Annotated in this window: 17 protein-coding genes; 9 read left to right on the plus strand and 8 right to left on the minus strand. The window is 57.3% G+C overall.

Translation table 11 applies throughout. From position 1 onward, the window contains the following. Window positions 1-88: 88 nt before the first annotated feature. Complete coding sequence (locus tag B8P98_RS04690; protein WP_095032787.1) at window positions 89-1267, plus strand: acetyl-CoA C-acetyltransferase; 1179 nt, start codon at window positions 89-91, stop codon at window positions 1265-1267. A gap of 249 nt (window positions 1268-1516) precedes the next feature. Continuing rightward, the gene (gene ompK26 / locus B8P98_RS04695; RefSeq protein ID WP_025711274.1) at window positions 1517-2212 is read left to right on the plus strand and encodes a KdgM family porin OmpK26; all 696 of its coding nucleotides are present in this window, start codon (window positions 1517-1519) and stop codon (window positions 2210-2212) included. Between the two features lie 135 nt (window positions 2213-2347). On the opposite strand, the gene B8P98_RS04700 is transcribed toward ompK26, so the two are convergent. Beyond that, window positions 2348-3523: an oligogalacturonate lyase family protein gene (locus B8P98_RS04700; protein ID WP_095032788.1), complete on the minus strand. Its 1176-nt coding sequence runs from the start codon at window positions 3521-3523 to the stop codon at window positions 2348-2350. Window positions 3524-4010: 487 nt separating this feature from the next. On the opposite strand from B8P98_RS04700, the gene kduD reads away from it, so the two are divergent. Further along, complete coding sequence (kduD, locus tag B8P98_RS04705) at window positions 4011-4772, plus strand: 2-dehydro-3-deoxy-D-gluconate 5-dehydrogenase KduD (protein WP_025711277.1); 762 nt, start codon at window positions 4011-4013, stop codon at window positions 4770-4772. A 296-nt stretch (window positions 4773-5068) separates the two neighbouring features. Next, window positions 5069-6490, plus strand: coding sequence for an arabinose-proton symporter AraE (araE, locus tag B8P98_RS04710; protein ID WP_095032789.1), 1422 nt, complete (start codon window positions 5069-5071; stop codon window positions 6488-6490). On the opposite strand, the gene B8P98_RS04715 is transcribed toward araE, so the two are convergent. Then, window positions 6487-7482, minus strand: a complete 996-nt coding sequence (locus tag B8P98_RS04715; RefSeq protein WP_095032790.1) for a LacI family DNA-binding transcriptional regulator — start codon at window positions 7480-7482, stop codon at window positions 6487-6489. The genes araE and B8P98_RS04715 overlap by 4 nt on opposite strands. Window positions 7483-7576: 94 nt before the next feature. Between B8P98_RS04715 and B8P98_RS30695 the strand changes: the two genes are divergently transcribed. From B8P98_RS30695 to B8P98_RS04730, 4 genes are all read left to right on the plus strand, one after another. Further along, window positions 7577-7711, plus strand: a complete 135-nt coding sequence (locus B8P98_RS30695) for a hypothetical protein (protein ID WP_167382643.1) — start codon at window positions 7577-7579, stop codon at window positions 7709-7711. 12 nt (window positions 7712-7723) lie between these two features. Continuing rightward, a complete protein-coding gene (locus tag B8P98_RS04720; RefSeq protein ID WP_095032791.1) occupies window positions 7724-8965 on the plus strand; it encodes an MFS transporter in 1242 nt (413 codons plus the stop codon). Window positions 8966-8984: 19 nt separating this feature from the next. Beyond that, window positions 8985-10418: a glycoside hydrolase family 32 protein gene (locus tag B8P98_RS04725; RefSeq protein ID WP_095033609.1), complete on the plus strand. Its 1434-nt coding sequence runs from the start codon at window positions 8985-8987 to the stop codon at window positions 10416-10418. Window positions 10419-10539: 121 nt separating this feature from the next. Then, window positions 10540-11883, plus strand: a complete 1344-nt coding sequence (locus B8P98_RS04730) for a carbohydrate porin (RefSeq protein ID WP_095032792.1) — start codon at window positions 10540-10542, stop codon at window positions 11881-11883. 59 nt (window positions 11884-11942) lie between these two features. On the opposite strand, the gene B8P98_RS04735 is transcribed toward B8P98_RS04730, so the two are convergent. From B8P98_RS04735 to B8P98_RS04755, 5 genes are all read right to left on the minus strand, one after another. Beyond that, on the minus strand, window positions 11943-13229 hold the full coding sequence (locus tag B8P98_RS04735) for an ABC transporter substrate-binding protein (protein ID WP_095032793.1): 1287 nt from the start codon (window positions 13227-13229) through the stop codon (window positions 11943-11945). Window positions 13230-13245: 16 nt separating this feature from the next. Continuing rightward, entirely contained in the window at window positions 13246-14373 is a 1128-nt protein-coding gene (locus tag B8P98_RS04740; protein ID WP_095032794.1) for an ABC transporter ATP-binding protein, read from the minus strand. Window positions 14374-14385: 12 nt separating this feature from the next. Beyond that, window positions 14386-15288, minus strand: coding sequence for a carbohydrate ABC transporter permease (locus B8P98_RS04745; protein ID WP_025711283.1), 903 nt, complete (start codon window positions 15286-15288; stop codon window positions 14386-14388). Continuing rightward, complete coding sequence (locus B8P98_RS04750; RefSeq protein ID WP_004205419.1) at window positions 15281-16171, minus strand: carbohydrate ABC transporter permease; 891 nt, start codon at window positions 16169-16171, stop codon at window positions 15281-15283. The genes B8P98_RS04745 and B8P98_RS04750 overlap by 8 nt, the downstream gene beginning before the upstream one ends. Window positions 16172-16622: 451 nt before the next feature. Continuing rightward, the gene (locus B8P98_RS04755) at window positions 16623-16949 is read right to left on the minus strand and encodes a cupin domain-containing protein (protein ID WP_025711285.1); all 327 of its coding nucleotides are present in this window, start codon (window positions 16947-16949) and stop codon (window positions 16623-16625) included. Window positions 16950-17088: 139 nt separating this feature from the next. Between B8P98_RS04755 and B8P98_RS04760 the strand changes: the two genes are divergently transcribed. Beyond that, entirely contained in the window at window positions 17089-17802 is a 714-nt protein-coding gene (locus B8P98_RS04760) for an aspartate/glutamate racemase (RefSeq protein WP_080897058.1), read from the plus strand. On the opposite strand, the gene B8P98_RS04765 is transcribed toward B8P98_RS04760, so the two are convergent. After that, window positions 17768-18694 (minus strand): LysR family transcriptional regulator, encoded by a 927-nt coding sequence (locus tag B8P98_RS04765; protein ID WP_008806342.1) that lies wholly within the window; start codon window positions 18692-18694, stop codon window positions 17768-17770. The two genes, B8P98_RS04760 and B8P98_RS04765, sit on opposite strands and share 35 nt — an antisense overlap. Window positions 18695-18773 lie beyond the last annotated feature (79 nt).

Here is an 18773-nt window from a genome sequence, read left to right on the forward strand (position 1 = left end):
CTTTTTTTAAACAATTACAAAGTTTTTTGATAACAATTATCTAGTATATCGCTGTTTCTTTGCGCAAAAGCATGGGCAGGGGTAGAGGATGAAGGATGTCGTGATCGTCGGCGCGCTGCGAACGCCGATTGGCTGCTTTCAGGGCGCGTTATCGCGCCATTCAGCCGTCGAGCTGGGGAGCGTGGTGGTGAAGGCGCTGGTTGAGCAGACGGGGATCGATCCGCACAGTGTGGATGAGGTGATCCTCGGCCAGGTGCTGACCGCGGGAACCGGACAAAACCCGGCGCGTCAGTCCGCTATTCGCGGTGGGCTGCCTAACACCGTATCGGCTATCACCATTAACGACGTCTGTGGTTCCGGCCTGAAAGCCCTGCACCTCGCCACCCAGGCGATCCAGTGCGGGGAAGCGGACGTGGTGATCGCTGGCGGTCAGGAGAACATGAGCCGCGCTCCGCATGTCCTTACCGATAGCCGCACCGGCGCCCAGCTGGGCAACAGCCAGCTGATTGACAGTCTGGTGCATGACGGCCTGTGGGACGCCTTCAACGATTATCATATGGGCGTCACGGCGGAAAACCTGGCCCGGGAATATGGCATCAGCCGTGAGCTGCAGGATGCCTGGGCGCTCAGCTCGCAGCATAAGGCGCGCAAGGCGATTGATTCCGGACGCTTTCGCGACGAGATTGTCCCGGTGATCACCGAGTATAACGGTACGCCACGCACCGTGGATACTGATGAACAACCGCGGGTGGATGCCAGCGCGGAAGGGCTGGCCAGCCTGCAGCCCACCTTCGATCGCCTCGGGTCGGTGACCGCTGGCAACGCCTCCAGCATCAATGACGGCGCGGCGGCGGTGATGATGATGAGTGAATCCAAAGCCCTTGAGCTGGGGCTGCCGATCCTCGCGCGGATCCGCGCCTTCGCCAGCGTCGGGGTCGATCCGGCGCTGATGGGCATCGCCCCGGTGCACGCCACCCGCCGCTGTCTGGAGCGGGCCGGCTGGCGGCTGGACGACGTCGATCTGATCGAAGCCAATGAGGCCTTCGCCGCTCAGGCTATCTCGGTGGGCCGGGTTCTGGAGTGGGATGAGCGCCGGGTCAACGTCAACGGCGGCGCGATCGCCCTCGGCCATCCCATCGGCGCCTCCGGCTGCCGGATCCTGGTGTCTCTGGTACACGAAATGATCAAGCGCGATGCGCGTAAAGGACTGGCGACGCTGTGTATCGGCGGTGGCCAGGGCGTGGCGCTGGCGGTAGAGCGCGCCTGACGCTCTGTCTTGATCTCCATGGCCTCCTGCGGGAGGCCTTTTTTATGCGCTGCGCTTTGCCGAACCCTGCTTCTTTCTCCTGTATTTCACTCTCCCACCTGCGGATTTATTGAGCTTCGTCACGTCTTGTTGTGCCACCTTTTTTGAAACAAATAACTACGATCTCGGTCACTAAAACAACGGTACTTAAAAAATAAAATAATGTTTCATAAAAACGAAATGACATTTTATTTATTGTAAGGGTACCCTATGTTAAAACGATCTCTGGTGCTTGCCGCCCTCTGCGGTATGTCTTTTGCGGCAACTGCGGTAACGATAGATTTACGTCATGAATTTATTGATGGCGGAAAAAGCGATAAAAGCAATGCCGACCGCGTCGCCGTTTCCCACCGCTTTGCCAACGGCTTAGGCTTTACCGTCGAAGCCAAATGGCGTTCGGGTGGCGACAACGGGTCGCAACCCTATTCGGACGTGGTGGGGAATGGTCATGAAGACACCATCAGCTGGCGCTGGAAAGCGACGTCGAACCTGTTCCTCACCCCCGGGTTTACCATTGAGAGCAACGACAGCCGCTCGATCTACAAGCCGCACCTGCACGTGCAGTACAGCTTCGACAGTGGCTTCTATGTTGCCGCTCGCTATCGCTATGAATACACCCGCTACCCGAACAACGCCGGCAAAGATGACGACAAAGTGAACCGCGGTGATGCGTGGGCCGGGTTTGCCCTCGGCGACTGGCGCACAGAGCTGAACTATGTCTATGCCCGCAGCTCGGAAGGGGTGAGCCGCAACGATAACAAACCTTACTCGCAGGAATATAACGTGAAGGTGGCCTATAAGCTGGATAACAACTGGTCGCCATATGGTGAGATTGGCAACGTCGGCGTGAATGACCGCAGCGATCGCCAGACCCGCTTCCGCGTCGGGGTGGCCTACTCATTCTGATAAATCACCCGACCCTCATCGTTTGTTTTCCCCGGCGCGGTCAGTCGGGGTTTTTTATGGGCGAAAAAGTGCAGGAACAAAAAAGCCCTCCGCGAAGGAGGGCAAGGCCAGTTACAGAAATAAGTGTGGCGTGGATCAGGCGTTCAGCATTGACGGATGCTCGGGTAATTTCGCGATATAGATGGCCGGTTTACCGTCTTTATCGGAGCTGAACAAAATGGCGCTGTCGTCCGGGGTAAACGAGGGGTGCGGGTGCGTCACCTGGCGGCTGTTGGCCACCGTCGCCCACGAGGTATCATGGCGCGCGACGCGGAAATAGCGCTTTTGCGCCACGTTAAAGACATACAGCCAGGGATCGTTATCAATGGAATAGCTGCCGGTGTCTTTGACATCCACCGGCGTGCCTGAGCCATCGCCCACCAGCAGCGTGCCGTCGAAATTGCTCATCAGATGCGAGCAGGCCGGCATGGTCATCAGGGCTTCGTTAACGCCGCTTTCAGGATCGAAGCGATAGATGGTTCGCCCCTGCTGGCCTTTCAGATAGGAGACATAGATCAGCGCCGAACCGTCCGGCACCCAGAATTCATGGGTGCAGCTTTCGCCCGGGGCGTGCGCTTTAACTTTGCGGACGTGGCTGCCATCTTCATTAACCAGCCACATGCGGGCGTCCACCAGATCGTGCGGCCCCTCATGGCAGAAGGCGACGGTGTGGTCGTCGAAGGGACGATAGATCGGGTGTCCCAGCCAGATTTTTTCCTCATGGATCACCTGGCTCTCCCCGCTGTGGAGGTCGACGCGCAGCAGGCGACAGTGTGGTCCTTTGTGAAAGAAGTCGTGGAAAATCTGCCAGTCGTTGAGCGGCGTCCAGTCGCGTTTCGCAATCTCAATGCCTACCAGTTTGCTGCAATCGCTGTTTGCTACCCAGGTGCCATACCCGACCCAGTCATCGCTGACGCGATACACTTCACGCTCGACGAGGGTGGTGAGGTTTACCTCCAGCAGCGTGCGGTCATTTTTCACGTAATAGAGCGACTTATCGTCCGGAGAGAGGAAGCCGCCGAAGGTGTTATCCCCTGCGCCTTCCGTCAGCTGGATGGCCTCGGCGCTGGCGATATTCAGCAGATAGTAGTTCCAGTGGCCGTCAAACTCGCCGGCGAACAGTAAATGGCTGCCATCGTTAAAAAAACACTTCTGATAGAAGTAGTTGCGATGACAGGTGACCTCCGGAGGGGTTAAGCGGGTAACTTCCGCTCCGGTATCCGGATCGTGGCTGACCTGATAATTCAGTTTGACCCGCATGCCTTTAGCCATGTAGTGCTCCTTTCTTTCCTGCGATGCCGCTGGACCAGAGGCGTGTCGCTGAGTGATGTGTTTTAAAAGATGAGTGTTAATTTATCAAAACATCGTTTCATTATTTGTGATGCTTCACGCAGTTCAGCGTAATTCCCGCATTTTCAGCGGCCTGTTGGCCTGTCTTCTGCCGTCTCTCCAGACAACCGATTGAATCATCAACCTTTTAAAATCGCTTCCGACCCGGCGCGTGCCGCCAGGTGCCTTCGCTTTTTCTTTTTTTGTAATCGCCATCATAAAAAATGAAACATCGTTTTAAATATTATTGAAAATGATAGGGGGCAGGGCTAAGATGGCACCCATCAGCAAAAACGGAACTCTGTTTTATTTTCATTATGGTGGGCTATGCCCGAGAGTTCACCCCACGCTCAGCTCCGCCATCGGCGTGGGCAGGGCCGAGAGAACCTTGCCTGCAAGCTGCAGGCTCTGAACGACAAAGGAACACATTATGATTCTTGATGCATTCTCCCTGCAGGGAAAAGTGGCCGTCGTGAGCGGATGCGATACCGGTCTGGGTCAGGGCATGGCCCTTGGGCTGGCGGAAGCGGGTTGCGATATTGTCGGTATCAATATCGTCGAACCGGTGGAAACCATTGAACGGGTAACGGCCCTGGGACGCCGCTTTCTCAGCCTGACCGCCGACCTGCGTCAGATCGACGGTATTCCCCGGCTGCTGGAGCGTGCGGTGGCGGAGTTCGGCCATATTGATATTCTGGTTAACAACGCTGGCCTGATCCGCCGCGAAGACGCGCTGGCGTTTAGCGAAAAGGACTGGGACGACGTGATGAACCTCAACATCAAGAGTGTATTTTTTATGTCCCAGGCGGCGGCGAAGCACTTTATTTCCCAGGGCAGCGGCGGAAAGATCATTAACATCGCCTCCATGCTGTCATTCCAGGGCGGGATCCGCGTGCCGTCCTATACGGCATCCAAAAGCGCAGTCATGGGCGTGACCCGCCTGCTGGCGAACGAATGGGCCCAACACAATATCAACGTCAACGCCATCGCCCCGGGGTATATGGCGACCAACAATACCCAGCAGCTGCGCGCCGATGAGCAGCGTAGCAGTGAAATTCTCGACCGTATTCCCGCCGGGCGCTGGGGACTGCCGGCCGATTTGATGGGGCCAGTGGTGTTCCTGGCCTCCTCAGCCTCCGACTACATCAATGGCTACACGGTGGCGGTGGACGGCGGTTGGCTGGCGCGCTGACCCGTTGCAATGGCCGGGGCGGGGAGTCACGCTCCGGCCGTTTGAGTAATAATTGTCCATACCGCAAAATTCTGATCGTCCATATCCATGACCCGCCTGATTAATGTTAGCGCCCTGTATTAGCAGGGTTATAAACTATGGGAAACGCATTTTTTGTTACTTTGAAAGTTTAATGTCCATCACAAAACCCGTCCTGCCAGCAATATAGTCCATATCTTTGGCTTATCCTGCCTGACTAATTTATCCACCAGTCACGTACTTTCGTCTTATGTCTTACTCTGTGTGGCAGGAAAAAAATGACTTCAATCAGTAACGACTCTACATTATCGCCGCGGACGCAACGTGATACCCGGCGGATGAACTGGTTTGTTTCCATCGCCGCGGCGGTGGCGGGGTTGCTCTTTGGCCTGGATATCGGCGTGATTGCCGGGGCGCTGCCCTTTATTACCGATCACTTCACCTTATCCAGCCAGCTTCAGGAGTGGGTGGTCAGCAGCATGATGCTGGGGGCGGCGATAGGCGCGCTGTTTAACGGCTGGCTGTCGTTCCGCCTCGGCCGTAAATACAGCCTGATGGCAGGGGCCGTGCTGTTCGTTGCCGGCTCTATCGGCTCCGCTTTCGCCGCCAGCGTGGAAGTGCTGCTGGTAGCCCGCGTGGTGTTGGGGGTAGCCGTCGGGATTGCTTCCTATACCGCGCCGCTGTATCTCTCCGAGATGGCCAGCGAGAACGTGCGCGGGAAAATGATCAGTATGTACCAGCTGATGGTGACCCTCGGCATTGTGCTGGCGTTTCTTTCCGATACCGCCTTTAGCTACAGCGGTAACTGGCGCGCCATGTTGGGCGTGCTGGCGCTGCCGGCGGTGATCCTGATTATTCTGGTCGTCTTTTTGCCGAACAGCCCGCGCTGGCTGGCGGAGAAGGGGCGCCATATCGAAGCGGAAGAGGTGCTGCGGATGCTGCGCGATACCTCGGAAAAGGCGCGCGACGAGCTTAACGAGATCCGCGAAAGCCTGAAGCTGAAGCAGGGCGGCTGGGCGTTGTTTAAGGTCAATCGCAACGTGCGCCGGGCGGTGTTCCTGGGCATGCTGCTGCAGGCGATGCAACAGTTCACCGGCATGAATATCATCATGTACTACGCGCCGCGAATCTTTAAAATGGCGGGCTTCACGACGACTGAACAGCAGATGATCGCCACCCTGGTGGTGGGCCTGACCTTTATGTTTGCCACCTTTATCGCGGTGTTCACGGTGGATAAAGCAGGCCGTAAGCCGGCGCTGAAAATCGGCTTTAGCGTGATGGCGCTGGGCACCCTGGTGCTGGGCTACTGCCTGATGCAGTTCGACAATGGTACTGCCTCCAGCGGCCTCTCCTGGCTTTCGGTCGGCATGACCATGATGTGTATTGCCGGGTATGCGATGAGCGCGGCGCCGGTGGTGTGGATCCTCTGCTCCGAGATCCAGCCGCTGAAATGCCGCGACTTCGGTATCACCTGCTCGACCACCACCAACTGGGTGTCGAACATGATCATCGGCGCCACTTTCCTGACGCTGCTTGACGCGATTGGCGCCGCCGGCACCTTCTGGCTCTACACGGTGCTCAATGTGGCCTTTATCGGCGTCACCTTCTGGCTGATCCCGGAAACCAAGAATGTCACCCTCGAGCACATTGAGCGCAACCTGATGGCGGGCGAGAAGCTGCGCAACATCGGTAATCGTTAATGTGAGGCGCGCGGCAACCACGGGCTGGCGACTTTACGCGTCTCCCGATGGTTGTCGCCGTGAATGATATGCAGGGCGCTCAGGCGCCCGATGTCGTAATGCGGTAGCTGCACCGTGGAGAGTGGCGGCAGAAACAGATCGCCAATGCCCACCATATTGTCGTATCCCACCACCGCCACGTCCTGTGGAATGCGTAACCCCTGGCCCAGCAGCGTCTGATAGACCATAAAGGCGATGCGATCGTTGCCGCAAATCACCGAGTCAAAGCCGGGTTTACCCTCGCGAATATGCGCCAGTACTACCCCCGGAATATCACGATAATGTTCATCGCCCTGGCCCATATACGCATGGATCAGATGGTCCGGTTCGATACCCGCCTCCCGGCAGGCGCGCTCCAGCCCCTGGCGACGGCGGATCGTCGCCAGCTGGCTGGCGGGTAAGTGCAGGCACAGCGGACGACGATAGCCCGCGCCCAGCAGGGCTTTTACCGCGTCGTACTGGCCCTGTTCATCGTCCGGGATATAGCTGGCCACCGGCTGGCTGAGGCTTTCGCAGTTGGCCAGCACGCAGGGCAGGGTCAGCAGTTTGTCCGGCAGCGGCACCTGACGCAGGCCCATAGTGGTAAAGATAATGCCGTCCGGACGGTGGGAGAGGAGCAGGTCGACCACGGCTTCCGGACTATCGTCCGAAAACATGTTGACCACAAAGCTGTTCCAGCCGTGGGCGCGGGCGGTTTCTTCGATCGAGAGGGTGATCTCCACCGAAAAGGGCGTGGTGACGGTATCCAGCGCCAGCACGCCGATGGTGCTGGGGGTAGCACGCGCGCCGCGGATCTTCTTCGCCGACAGGTCGGGAACGTAGTTGGTCTCGGCGATGGCGGCCTGCACGCGGGCCAGTGTCTCCGGCTTGAGCCGCTCAGGGGTGTTCAGCGCCCGCGAGACGGTCATCAGAGATACATTCGCCAGTTTTGCTACATCTTTCAGGGACGCCATTTTTTCCTCCGCCGTTGCTGCAGCGTACAGGCTATACAACTAAGTCGCTGATGTAAAAGAGTGAAACGATTTTCTGTTATCGCCGTCGAGAGCGTTGTCGCGGTTAATTTTTGATCGCGATCGCATCTTCATTATGTTAACGTTAACTTTTGTGATTAACATCATGTATCGCAGCAAATCCCCCTGCGTTTTGTTTTTTGTTAACGTTACCATAATCGCATTCCTCTAACACGAGAATGTCATGATGAAAGCGCATCACTCACACAGCTATCCCTTGCTCAGTGCCTTACTGTTTTTCTTTTTCGTGACCTGGTCGTCATCCGGCTCCCTGCTCTCCATCTGGCTTCACCAGGAGGTAGGGCTGAAAGCGGGCGATACCGGCTTCATTTACGCCGTCTTGTCGGTTTCCGCGCTGTTTGCGCAAGTTTGCTATGGCTTTATCCAGGACAAGCTGGGGCTGCGCAAACATCTGCTCTGGTATATCACCGCGCTGCTGATCCTCTCCGGTCCGGCGTATCTGCTGTTCGGCTACCTGCTGAAAATCAACGTCCTGCTGGGCAGCATCTTCGGTGGGATCTACATCGGCCTGACCTTTAACGGCGGTATCGGCGTGCTGGAATCCTATACCGAGCGCGTGGCGCGTCAGAGCCAGTTTGAATTCGGCAGGGCGCGGATGTGGGGATCGCTGGGCTGGGCGGTGGCTACTTTCTTCGCCGGTCTGCTGTTTAACATTAACCCGCAGCTTAACTTCCTCGTCGCCAGTTGTTCCGGGCTGGTGTTCTTTATCCTGCTGGCGCGGCTGCGGGTCTCCTCGGCGCCGCATGCGATGCAGGAGGCGGTATCGGGCGGTAAGGTGACGCTGGAAGATGCGCTGCGCCTGCTGACGCTGCCGCGGTTCTGGGCGCTGGTCTTTTTCGTCATCGGCACCTGCATCTACGGCGTCTATGATCAGCAGTTCCCGGTCTATTTCTCATCGCAGTTCGCGACCCTGCAGCAAGGCAATGAGATGTATGGTTATCTCAACTCCTTCCAGGTGTTCCTCGAGGCGGCCGGCATGTTCTGCGCGCCGTGGCTGGTGAACCGCATCGGCGCCAAAAACGGCCTGATTTTCGCCGGGATGGTGATGGCGATGCGCATGGTGGCCTCCGGCCTGGTGGAGGGGCCGCTACTGATCTCTATTACTAAGCTGCTGCACGCGGTGGAGCTGCCGATACTGCTGGTGGCTATCTTTAAGTACAACAGCCTCAACTTCGATAAACGCCTCTCTTCCACCCTCTATCTGGTGGGTTTCGCCTGCACCAGCTCGATCATTGCCAGCATTTTGTCGCCGCTGGCGGGCTACAGCTATGAAAAATATGGCTTCGCTCAGTCCTATCTGATCATGGGCCTGCTGGTGTTCTGCACCACCTTTATCTCCATCTTCTTGTTGCGCTCCGGTAAATCCTCCGCCGATCCGCTGGTGTCGCAACCGACTGCTATCTGAATCAAAAAGAGTGAAAATGATGACTTACACAATCTCCAGGGCTGAACAGGTCCTCCAGACACAACGCCAGGCGCTCAATCTGCGCTGGTATCCACACTATCACCTGGCGGCCCGCGCCGGGTGGATCAACGACCCTAACGGTCTGGTGTGGTTCGACGGCTGGTACCATGCCTTTTATCAACATCACCCGTACTCCACCCAGTGGGGGCCGATGCACTGGGGGCATGCGCGCAGTAAGGATCTGGTGCACTGGGAGCACCTGCCGGTAGCCCTGGCGCCGGAGGGGCCGGAAGATAAAGACGGCTGCTTCTCCGGTTCGGCAGTGGTGGATGGCGATACCCTGGCGCTGATTTACACCGGGCATAAGTTCCACGGCGATCCTGGCGACGAAGCCAATCTGTATCAGGTGCAGTGTCTGGCCACCAGCCGCGACGGGATCCATTTTGAGCGCCAGGGGATGGTGGTCGACACCCCGCCGGGCATGCACCACTTCCGTGACCCGAAGGTCTGGCGGGAAGGGGATAGCTGGTACATGATCGTCGGCGCGCGCGAAGGCGATACCGGCCAGGTGCGGCTGTACCGTTCAGCGGATCTGCGCCAGTGGCAGGATGCGGGCGTGCTGGATGAAGCGGAAAGCACCATGGGCTACATGTGGGAGTGCCCGGACTTCTTCACTCTCAACGGTAAGCGCGTCCTGATGTTTTCTCCGCAGGGGATGCAGGCCGAAGGGTTCCGCAACCGCAATCTGTTCCAGAGCGGCTATCTGATCGGTGAGTGGCAGCCGGGGCAGCGTTTTATTCGCCACGGCGACTTCCGGGAGATGGACCATGGCCACGATTTCTATGCTCCGCAAAGCTTCGCCACCCCCGATGGCCGACGGATCGTGATTGGCTGGCTGGATATGTGGGAATCGCCGCTGCCGGAGCAGCAGGACGGCTGGGCGGGCATGCTCTCCCTGCCGCGGGAGCTGAGCCTCAGCGCGGATAACCGCCTGCAGATGCGCCCGGCGAAAGAAGTGGAGAGCCTGCGCGGCGCCTGGTTCCCGTGGCCGGTCAGCACCCTGAACAACCAGCAGACCACGATGGTCGACAACTGCGAGGCGATGGAGGTGAATCTGCGCTGGGACTGCGCCCACAGCAGCGCCGAGCAGTATGGTCTGCGCTTTGGCGATGGCCTGCGCCTCTACGTGGATGCCCAACAGCAGCGTCTGGTGCTGGAGCGGCATTATCCGCAGTATGGCCTGTGCGGGACGCGCAGCGTGCCGTTGACCGCCGGGGCGGATCTCAACCTGCGGATATTTTTCGATAGCTCTTCGGTGGAGGTCTTCGTCAATGATGGCGAAGCCTGCCTGAGCAGCCGTATCTATCCGCAGGCCCCTTGCCGTGAATTAGCGTTATTTGCCTGGAGCGGCTCGGCGGCATTAACCGAAGCCGGCGCCTGGCAGCTCGAATAATAATAAGGCTGTTGTCGTTAATAACCCGTCTTTGACGATGGGCGGGTTATTATTGCCTGCATCGTCGTGCGTTACCCATTAATAACAAATTCAGTTCATTCCATAATAAAAGGGTTTACCGATGAATAAAATCTGGGTCGGGTGTTTTCTCACGTCTCTGTATCTGCCATCCGTTATGGCGCAGGCGCCGTTATCGCTGGAGGATCGACTGGCGCAAATGGAGCAGCGGCTAAAGGCAACGGAGGCGCGCGCCGCCAGCGCAGAGGCGGAAATTAAGACACTGAAAGGCCAGCAGCAGGCCGCGACGGTCGCCCGTGTGGCGCCTGCTTCGCCGCGTTTGCAGCTAAATGACAATGGCGAATTAAAATTTTATGGCGACGTCGAATTTAACCTCGATGGCGCCAGCCGCACCGGCAGCCTGACGTCGGTCAAAACCAGCGCGAATAAAAGCTGGGCGCCCGGCGATAAAGAGCGCTGGGATATTAACGGCCGTATTCTGCTGGGTTTCGATGGCAGGCGAAATGGCGCCGACGGGCAATATGCCGGTTTCAGCGTACAGCCACTGGCGGATATGGATGGCAAAATGAATCTTGATGATGCGGTATTTTTCTTTGGCCAGCAGGATGACTGGAAAATAAAAATAGGCCGCTTTGAAGCCTGGGATATGTTCCCCCTGAATCAGGACACCTTTATTGAATATTCAGGTAATACCGCCAACGATCTCTATTCCGACGGCTATGGCTATATTTACATGATGAAAGAGGGACGCGGGCGCAGCAGCAGCGGCGGTAACCTTCTGTTCAGCAAAACGGTGGATAACTGGTATTTCGAGGTTAATACCCTGGTGGAGGACGGCAGTTCGCTGTTTGTCGATCAGAACTATCACGGTAACGCGCTGGAAAACCGCAAAAATGTGGTGTACGTGCGGCCGGTGGCGGCGTGGCAGTCCGGTGCCTGGTCGGCGGCCGCGGCGATAGAGAGCAACCTCGTCAACAATGCTTACGGCTATGAGAACCAGAGCGGACGCTGGGTCGACCAGTCAAACCGCACCGGTTACGGGCTGACCATGAGCTGGAACACCCTGAAAAGCGATCCGCAGGATGGGGCGGTAGTCAATCTGAGCAGCGCCCTGCTGGACGCCGAGGACGAAACCGACTTCAGCGCCGGGATCAACGCCCTGTGGCATCGCGTGGAGCTGGGCTATATCTACGCGCATAACAAAATCGACCAGTTCAATATGGCTGGGGTGAGCAGCGAATGCGATGGCGACTGCGCAATTCTCGCGCCGGGACGCTATGACATCCATACCCTGCACACTTCCTGGCAGTTGCCGAATATGATGGCGATGCCAAACTTCAATATTTACCTTGGCGCCTACGCTTCGTGGCTCGATTCCACGGCGGCGAAGAGCGGGAATCCCGATGAACGCTATGGCGCCCGGGTGCGCTTTAAATATTTCTTCTGACAGGCTACTCAGGCAGACGCTCCCGCGGCGGACGCCGCGGGAGCGTTCAGACGGGCAGGTTAGCGCATTGCGCGGCGCAGAATGCGGTCGGTCTGGCGCTGGAAGTCCTCGGCCGCTTCTTCCACCGACTTTTTACCGTAGTCGATGTACTGCAGGGTGGTGCCGAACTGGGCGACGATCTGCGGGTCGTCGAAGTACGGCGAGACCGACAGCGTGGTCGGCAGGGATTGCGCCAGCTTCAGGCCAGATACCGCCGGATCGTCGGCTTTGATTACCCCGTCCTCAGTCAGGTAGTTAACCGCCGCTTTACTCAGCGGCACCCCGCGCTCCAGTCCGAGAATATCCACCCCTTCTTTACTGTTCAGCAGGAAGTTAATCACTTTCGCCGCCGCCTGCGGGTTTTTCGTCGATTTGCCAATCGACAACATCTGCGCGGGCTTGAAGAACAGTCCGGCGTCGGTGGCGCCCGGCAGCATCGGGTATTCCCCCAGCACCAGCTTCGCCGGCGGTTTCAGGTTATCGGAATATTTGTTGATGGTGGAGTTCCACATGTAGGTCCCGCCCCATTCCCCCTGGATCCACGGCTTCATCTCGTACATGTTGCTCTTGCCGAACGAGGCATAGTAGCGGGTGTCCGGCATCACATGGCTGTCGATAAGCTTCTTATACATCCCGAAGAAATCCGCCCACTGCGCTTTGCTGTAGGAGAATTTACGCCCTTTCTCATCGATGGCCGGCTGGTTGTATTTTTGCACCATATAAGAGTTGAGCAGGGCCAGCACGTCCTGGTGTTCGAGCACCACCGGGTAGTACTGTTTCCCGAGCTTGCTTTCGAAGGTTTTGCCCGCCGCCAGTAGCTCATCCCAGGTTTTCGGGAAGGGGATGCCCGCCTTTTTCCACGCTTCGTCGTTAAAGTAGAAGACGCGGGCGGTGACCGACACCGGGATGCCGTTGAGCTTGCCGTTGACCGTGGTGGACTGCAGCTCTTTGGCATCGAACTGGCTGAGATCGATCTCGTCTTTCAGGGTATTCAGATCGTAAAAGCCATCGCCATTTTTCGAAAAGATCGGCAGCCAGTTCCAGTTAGTCTGCATCACGTCAGGCTCGGTGCCGCCGGCAATCTGGGTGGTCAGGCGCGAAAGATGGCCGTCCCAGCCGGTGTATTCTGCTTTAACGTTGATGTCTGGATGTTGTTTGTGGAATTCCTCCAGCGCCTTGAGGGTCACCTGATGGCGGCCATTGCCCCCCCACCAGGACATGCGCAGGTCGACATCCTGCGCCAGCGAGGAGAAGGCGCTAAGGCCCAGAGTGGCGGAGAGAGTAGCGCTTATCAGCACGTTTTTCATTGTTATGCTCCAGGGTTTACAGAGTGAGGTTCTGTTCAGTTTTGGCGTCAAAGATGTGACACTTGTTAAGATCAAAGGTGAAATAGACTTTGCGATTCAGACCCCTGGCAATCATCGGCCTGGCGTCGTCTGAAGGAATGCGAGCGGTCAGCTCATAGCCCGCGACCTGCAGATAGACGAAGAACTCATGACCCATGTTTTCCACGCGTACCATTTCACCCGTACAGGAACTTTCGGCAAAGGGTTCATCGGAGAGAGAGACAAACTCCGGGCGCACGCCAAAGAACACCTGCTGATTCTTATGGGTCTCAACTTTGCTTTGCAGCCGATCGTTGAGCGGCAGTCGCTGATCGCCCAGCGTCAGATGCAGACGACCGTTGTGCTCAACCAGCTGGCTGGGGCGAATATTCATCTCCGGCGCGCCGATGAACCCGGCGACAAACATATTTTTTGGCTGGTGGTAGAGGTTGTCCGGGGTATCAACCTGCATAATATGGCCAAGCTTCATTACGCAGATGCGGTCGCCCATGGTCATCGCTTCCGTCTGATCGTGGGTGACGTAGACGGTGGTCGCCGGTTTGCCGGATTTTTTTAACTGCTTGTGCAGATCGGAAATGCGGATCCGCATCGAGGCGCGCAGCTTGGCGTCAAGGTTGGAGAGCGGTTCGTCGAACAGGAAGACGTCCGGTTTTTTGACGATCGCCCGGCCCACCGCCACGCGCTGCGCCTGGCCGCCGGAGAGCTGGCGCGGCAGGCGCTCCAGCAGGTCCTCCAGTTCGAGAATTTTCGCCGCTTCTTCCACCTGTCTGTCGATTTGCGCCTTCGGCAGCTTGCTCAGCTTGAGGCCGAAGGCGAGGTTTTCCCGCACCGTCATATGCGGATAGAGGGCGTAGTTCTGGAACACCATCGCGATGCCACGGGATTTTGGCGCCAGGTTGTTGACGATTTTGTCCCCAATCCGCACTTCGCCGCCGCTGATGGTTTCCAGGCCCGCCAGCATGCGCAGGGTGGTCGATTTGGCGCAGCCGGAGGGGCCGACAATCACCATAAATTCGCCATCAGCAATCTTCAGGTCGATACCATGCACCGCTTTAAACCCGTTGGAGTAGACTTTTTCCAGTTTGTTGAAAATCACTTCAGCCATGCTATTTCCCTCTTAACCTTTGATTCCGCTGCTGGTCACGCCCTGCACGAAGTAGCGTTGAGCCAGGAAGAAGACGATGATGGACGGCAGAATGGAGATACTCGCCATTGCCAGAATTTCGTTCCACGGCGCGCCTTCCGTGACGTCGATAGACATTTTTAACGCCAGCGCGATGGGATACTTATCGACGCTGTAGACATAGATCAGCGGGCCGATAAAGTCGTTCATCGACCACATGAACTGGAACAGCGCCACCGAGATAATGGCCGGCTTGAGGATCGGCACCACCACGTACCACAGCACCTGGATGGAGTTGCAGCCGTCGATCTGCGCCGCCTCTTCCATATCGCGCGGCACGCCGCGCAGAAACTGGATCAGCATGAAGACAAAGAATCCCTGGGTGGCGAAGGCCAGCGGCAGGTACAGCGGCAGATAGCTGTTCAGCATCCCCATTTCGCGGAACATCAGGTACTGCGGGATCAGCAGGACGGTGCTTGGCAGCAGCATGGTGGTGATGAGCGTCGCGAACCAGAACTTCTTCCACGGGATCTCAAAGCGTGCAAAGCCGTACGCCACGATGGTGGAGGAGATGATCGTTAACACCACCTTCGGGATCACATACTTAAAGGTGTTCAGCATATAGTGGCCGAAATGGTACTCGGTGCCGGTCTTCCAGCCATTGATAAACCCGTCCCAGGTGGCGTGGGTAGGCCACAGTCCGAGGGTGGTGAAGATCTCATGGTTCGGCTTAAACGAGGCGGAGAACATCCACGCCAGCGGATAGAGCATCAGCAGGCCGACGAACACCAGCACGACGTAGCGCACCACCCGGCTCACCTTTTCCCGACGCAGCGTACGCGCGACTTCACGATCGGCGTCGCTCATTACCGGCGCCATCTGTTGAATATCAGCCATTTTTGCCTCCCTTATCGGCGGAGTAGAAGACCCAGTATTTCGATGACTTAAAGGCTATCGACGCAAAGACGGCGACCACGAGGAACAGCACCCACGCCAGCGCGGCGCCATAGCCCATGTCGAAGTACTTAAAGGCGGTGTCGTAGATGTAGAGTGAGAACAGGTAGGTGTAGTAGGTTGGGCCGCCGCCGGTTATCACGTACGGGCCGGTAAACTCCTGGAACGCCTGGGTAGTCTGCATAATAAAGTTGAAGAAAATCACCGGGGTGATCAGCGGCACGGTGACCTTCATGAACATCTGCCACTTCGAGGCGCCGTCGATCATCGCGGCTTCATACTGCGACTGCGGCACGTTCTGCAGCGCGGCGAGGAAGATGACCATCGCGGAGCCAAACTGCCAGACGCGCAGCAGGGTGACCGACATCAGCGCCAGCGACGGTTCCCCCAGCCAGTTGACGGCATCAATGCCAAAGACGGCGAGAAAGCTGTTCAGCAAGCCGTCAATAGCGAACAGGGCGCGCCACAGCACGGCAATCGCCACCGAGCTGCCGAGGATCGACGGAATGTAGTAGGCGGTACGGAAAAAGCCGATGCCGCGCAGTTTGAAATTGAGCACGAAGGCAATGCCGAGGGCAAAAGCCAGTTTTAAAGGAATGGTTAAAAAGACGTAGGCAAAGGTCACCCCCATCGATTTCCAGAACAGGCTATCCTCGGTCAACATATAGCGATAGTTTTCGATGCCGTTAAATACCGGCGGGCTCATCAAGTCGTACTCAGTAAAACTGAGAAAGAAAGATGAAACAAAAGGAAAAGCGGTAAAGACAATCAGCCCGATGATATAGGGCGATATCCATGCCAATCCCAGCAGCTTGTTTTCATTCATACATACCTACCTGGCTTACGAGTTGTAATACGGATCCGCTGACGCGGCACGGTTGGCTTTGTGCCACCAACAACGCAAAATGTCTGAACGTTTCCTTTGATTAACATATCCTTGTTAATTAAATGGTTAGAGTGAATGGAGCCCGCAGAAGAGAGACTCACAGGCTCGCTTTTATGCTGCTCTATTTTTTATAAAACACCGTTTTAATTTCATTTTATTGCGATTTATTTCTGCGTCATGCAGATCTGAATGGAAATGTGATCAAAGTCGAAACGATGTTTCAAAAAGGTGAGGTGGTAAGCATTTTGCTCGTAAAAGGCGGCCTGAAAGGAATGAAAAATTAGGCTTAACTGAGCGGGAAATATTATTACCAGGATAATGATTGGGACAGCATCTTTTTATTAGCGGGCGCAGGGCGGTAACCGGGGACGTCCTGCGCCCCCGTTATGGATTAGGCTTCAAGAAAATCTTCGCGGATGGGAGTAAAGGTATCGAGCAGCGTGCCAGGCTGCAGGCAGACGCAGCCGTGCATGATCCCCGGCCGCTTATACAGCGTATCGCCGGCGCTGACGACGCGCGTCTCCTCGCCGATGGTGAACTCAAACTCACCGGAAAGTACATAGGTGAGCTGTTCATGGGGATGGTTATGCATCGGGCCAATGGCGCCGGCGGCAAAATTTACCTCCACAGCCATCATTTTGCCGTCATGGGCCAGAATGCGGCGGGTCACGCCGTTACCGAGGTCTTCAAGAGTGGTGTCTTTATGCAAAATAAACATCTGGCGATCCTGTTGTTAAAGTGAAACATTGTTTCAATTAACTTATCTTACTCTTCGGCAAAAAGAAATGTCCGGCCAGAGAAGTGGAAAGTTGATCACAAGTTTGCTTCACTGGCAGAAACGACATAAGGAGCAGAAGATGAAAACCATTGGCCTGTTAGGCGGCATGAGCTGGGAGTCCACGATCCCCTATTATCGGTTGATCAATGAAGGGATTAAGGCGCGGCTGGGTGGGCTGCACTCCGCCAGCCTGGTGCTGCACAGCGTCGATTTCCACGATATCGAAGCCTGCCAGTCCGCCGGCGACTGGGATCGCGCCGGGGAGATCCTTGCTGAAGCCGCGGTCGGGCTGCAGCAGGCGGGGGCCGAAGGCATCGTCCTGTGCACCAACACCATGCATAAAGTCGCGGATGCCATCGCCGCCCGCTGCCAGGTTCCCTTCCTGCATATCGCCGATGCCACCGGGCGGGCGATTGCCGCCAAAGGCCAGCGCCGGGTCGCGCTGCTGGGCACCCGCTACACCATGGAGCAGACCTTTTACCGCGGTCGTCTGCAGGCGCAGTTTGCCATCGAGACGCTGATCCCCGAGGCTGACGATCGGGCGCGGATCAATCAGATCATCTTCGATGAACTCTGTCTCGGCACCTTCAGCGAGGCGTCGCGGGATTATTATCTGCAGGTGATCGCCGCCCTGGCGGAGCAGGGGGCGGAAGGGGTTATTTTCGGCTGTACGGAAATTGGCCTGCTGGTGCCTGCCGAGCTCAGCCCGCTGCCGGTCTTTGACACTGCGGCGATCCACGCAGAAGACGCGGTCAACTTTATGCTCTCTGCAGGACCGACGCCAGCGGCGTGAGGATCTGCGGCAGACTCTCCTGCAGGTGTGCAACAAAGGCGTCGACCAGCGCCGATCGCGGGCGGTGGAGGGGGCGGATCAGGCTGACGGTAAACGGCACCTCGACGCTAAAGCGGCGCACCACCACGCCGCTATCGGCATAGTCCAGAGCTGTCAAGGGATTCACCACCGAGATCCCGGCGCCGGCGCGCACCATGGCACAGATCGAGGCCGCGCTGTGGGTTTCGACCACCATCCGCCGTTTAACCTGATGCTCAAGGAACAGGGCGTCAAGCAGCTGGCGATAGCTGTCGGTGCGCGACAGGCTGATGTAGTTTTCGCCCTGAAAATCGGCGGGGGTCAGCGTTGTCTGCACCGCCAGCGGATGGCCGGCAGGCAGCACGCAGACTTCATTCAGCGTCAGCAGTGGGGTGCGTTCGGTGCCCGCCGGGGTATGCAGGGTCTCCGTCAGGCCGAGGTCATGGCGCTGGGCGGAGAGCCACTCCTCCAGCAGCGGCGACTCCTGGGGGACGATCTGCAGGCTGACCTCCGGGTAGCGAGCGAGAAACGGCGGCAACAGCAGCGGCAGAAAGGACTGGGAAAAGACCGGCAGGCAGGCGATCGACAGCTCGCCCTGGCGGAACTCGCGCAGGCTCTCGGCGGCGCTGACGATGCGGTCCAGGCCGTACCAGGAACGCTGAACCTCCTCAAACAAACGCAGGCCCTGCACCGTCGGCTGCAGGCGACCGCGGGTCCGTTCAAACAGCTTCAGGCCGAGCACTTTCTCAAAGCGCGCCAGCTCGCGGCTGACCGTGGGTTGCGAGGTGTGCAGCATCCGCGCCGCTTCGGTCAGATTGCCGGTGGTCATCACCGCGTGAAAGATTTCGATATGACGCAAATTAACGGCTGGCATGCGGTCTCCATGAGGCTCGGCTGTAACCATATCATTTTTGCATAGAGTCGCGATAAAACGATATTTTTTATTCGTCCGC

It is taken from the genome of Klebsiella quasivariicola (assembly GCF_002269255.1).
Lineage (GTDB): Bacteria > Pseudomonadota > Gammaproteobacteria > Enterobacterales > Enterobacteriaceae > Klebsiella > Klebsiella quasivariicola.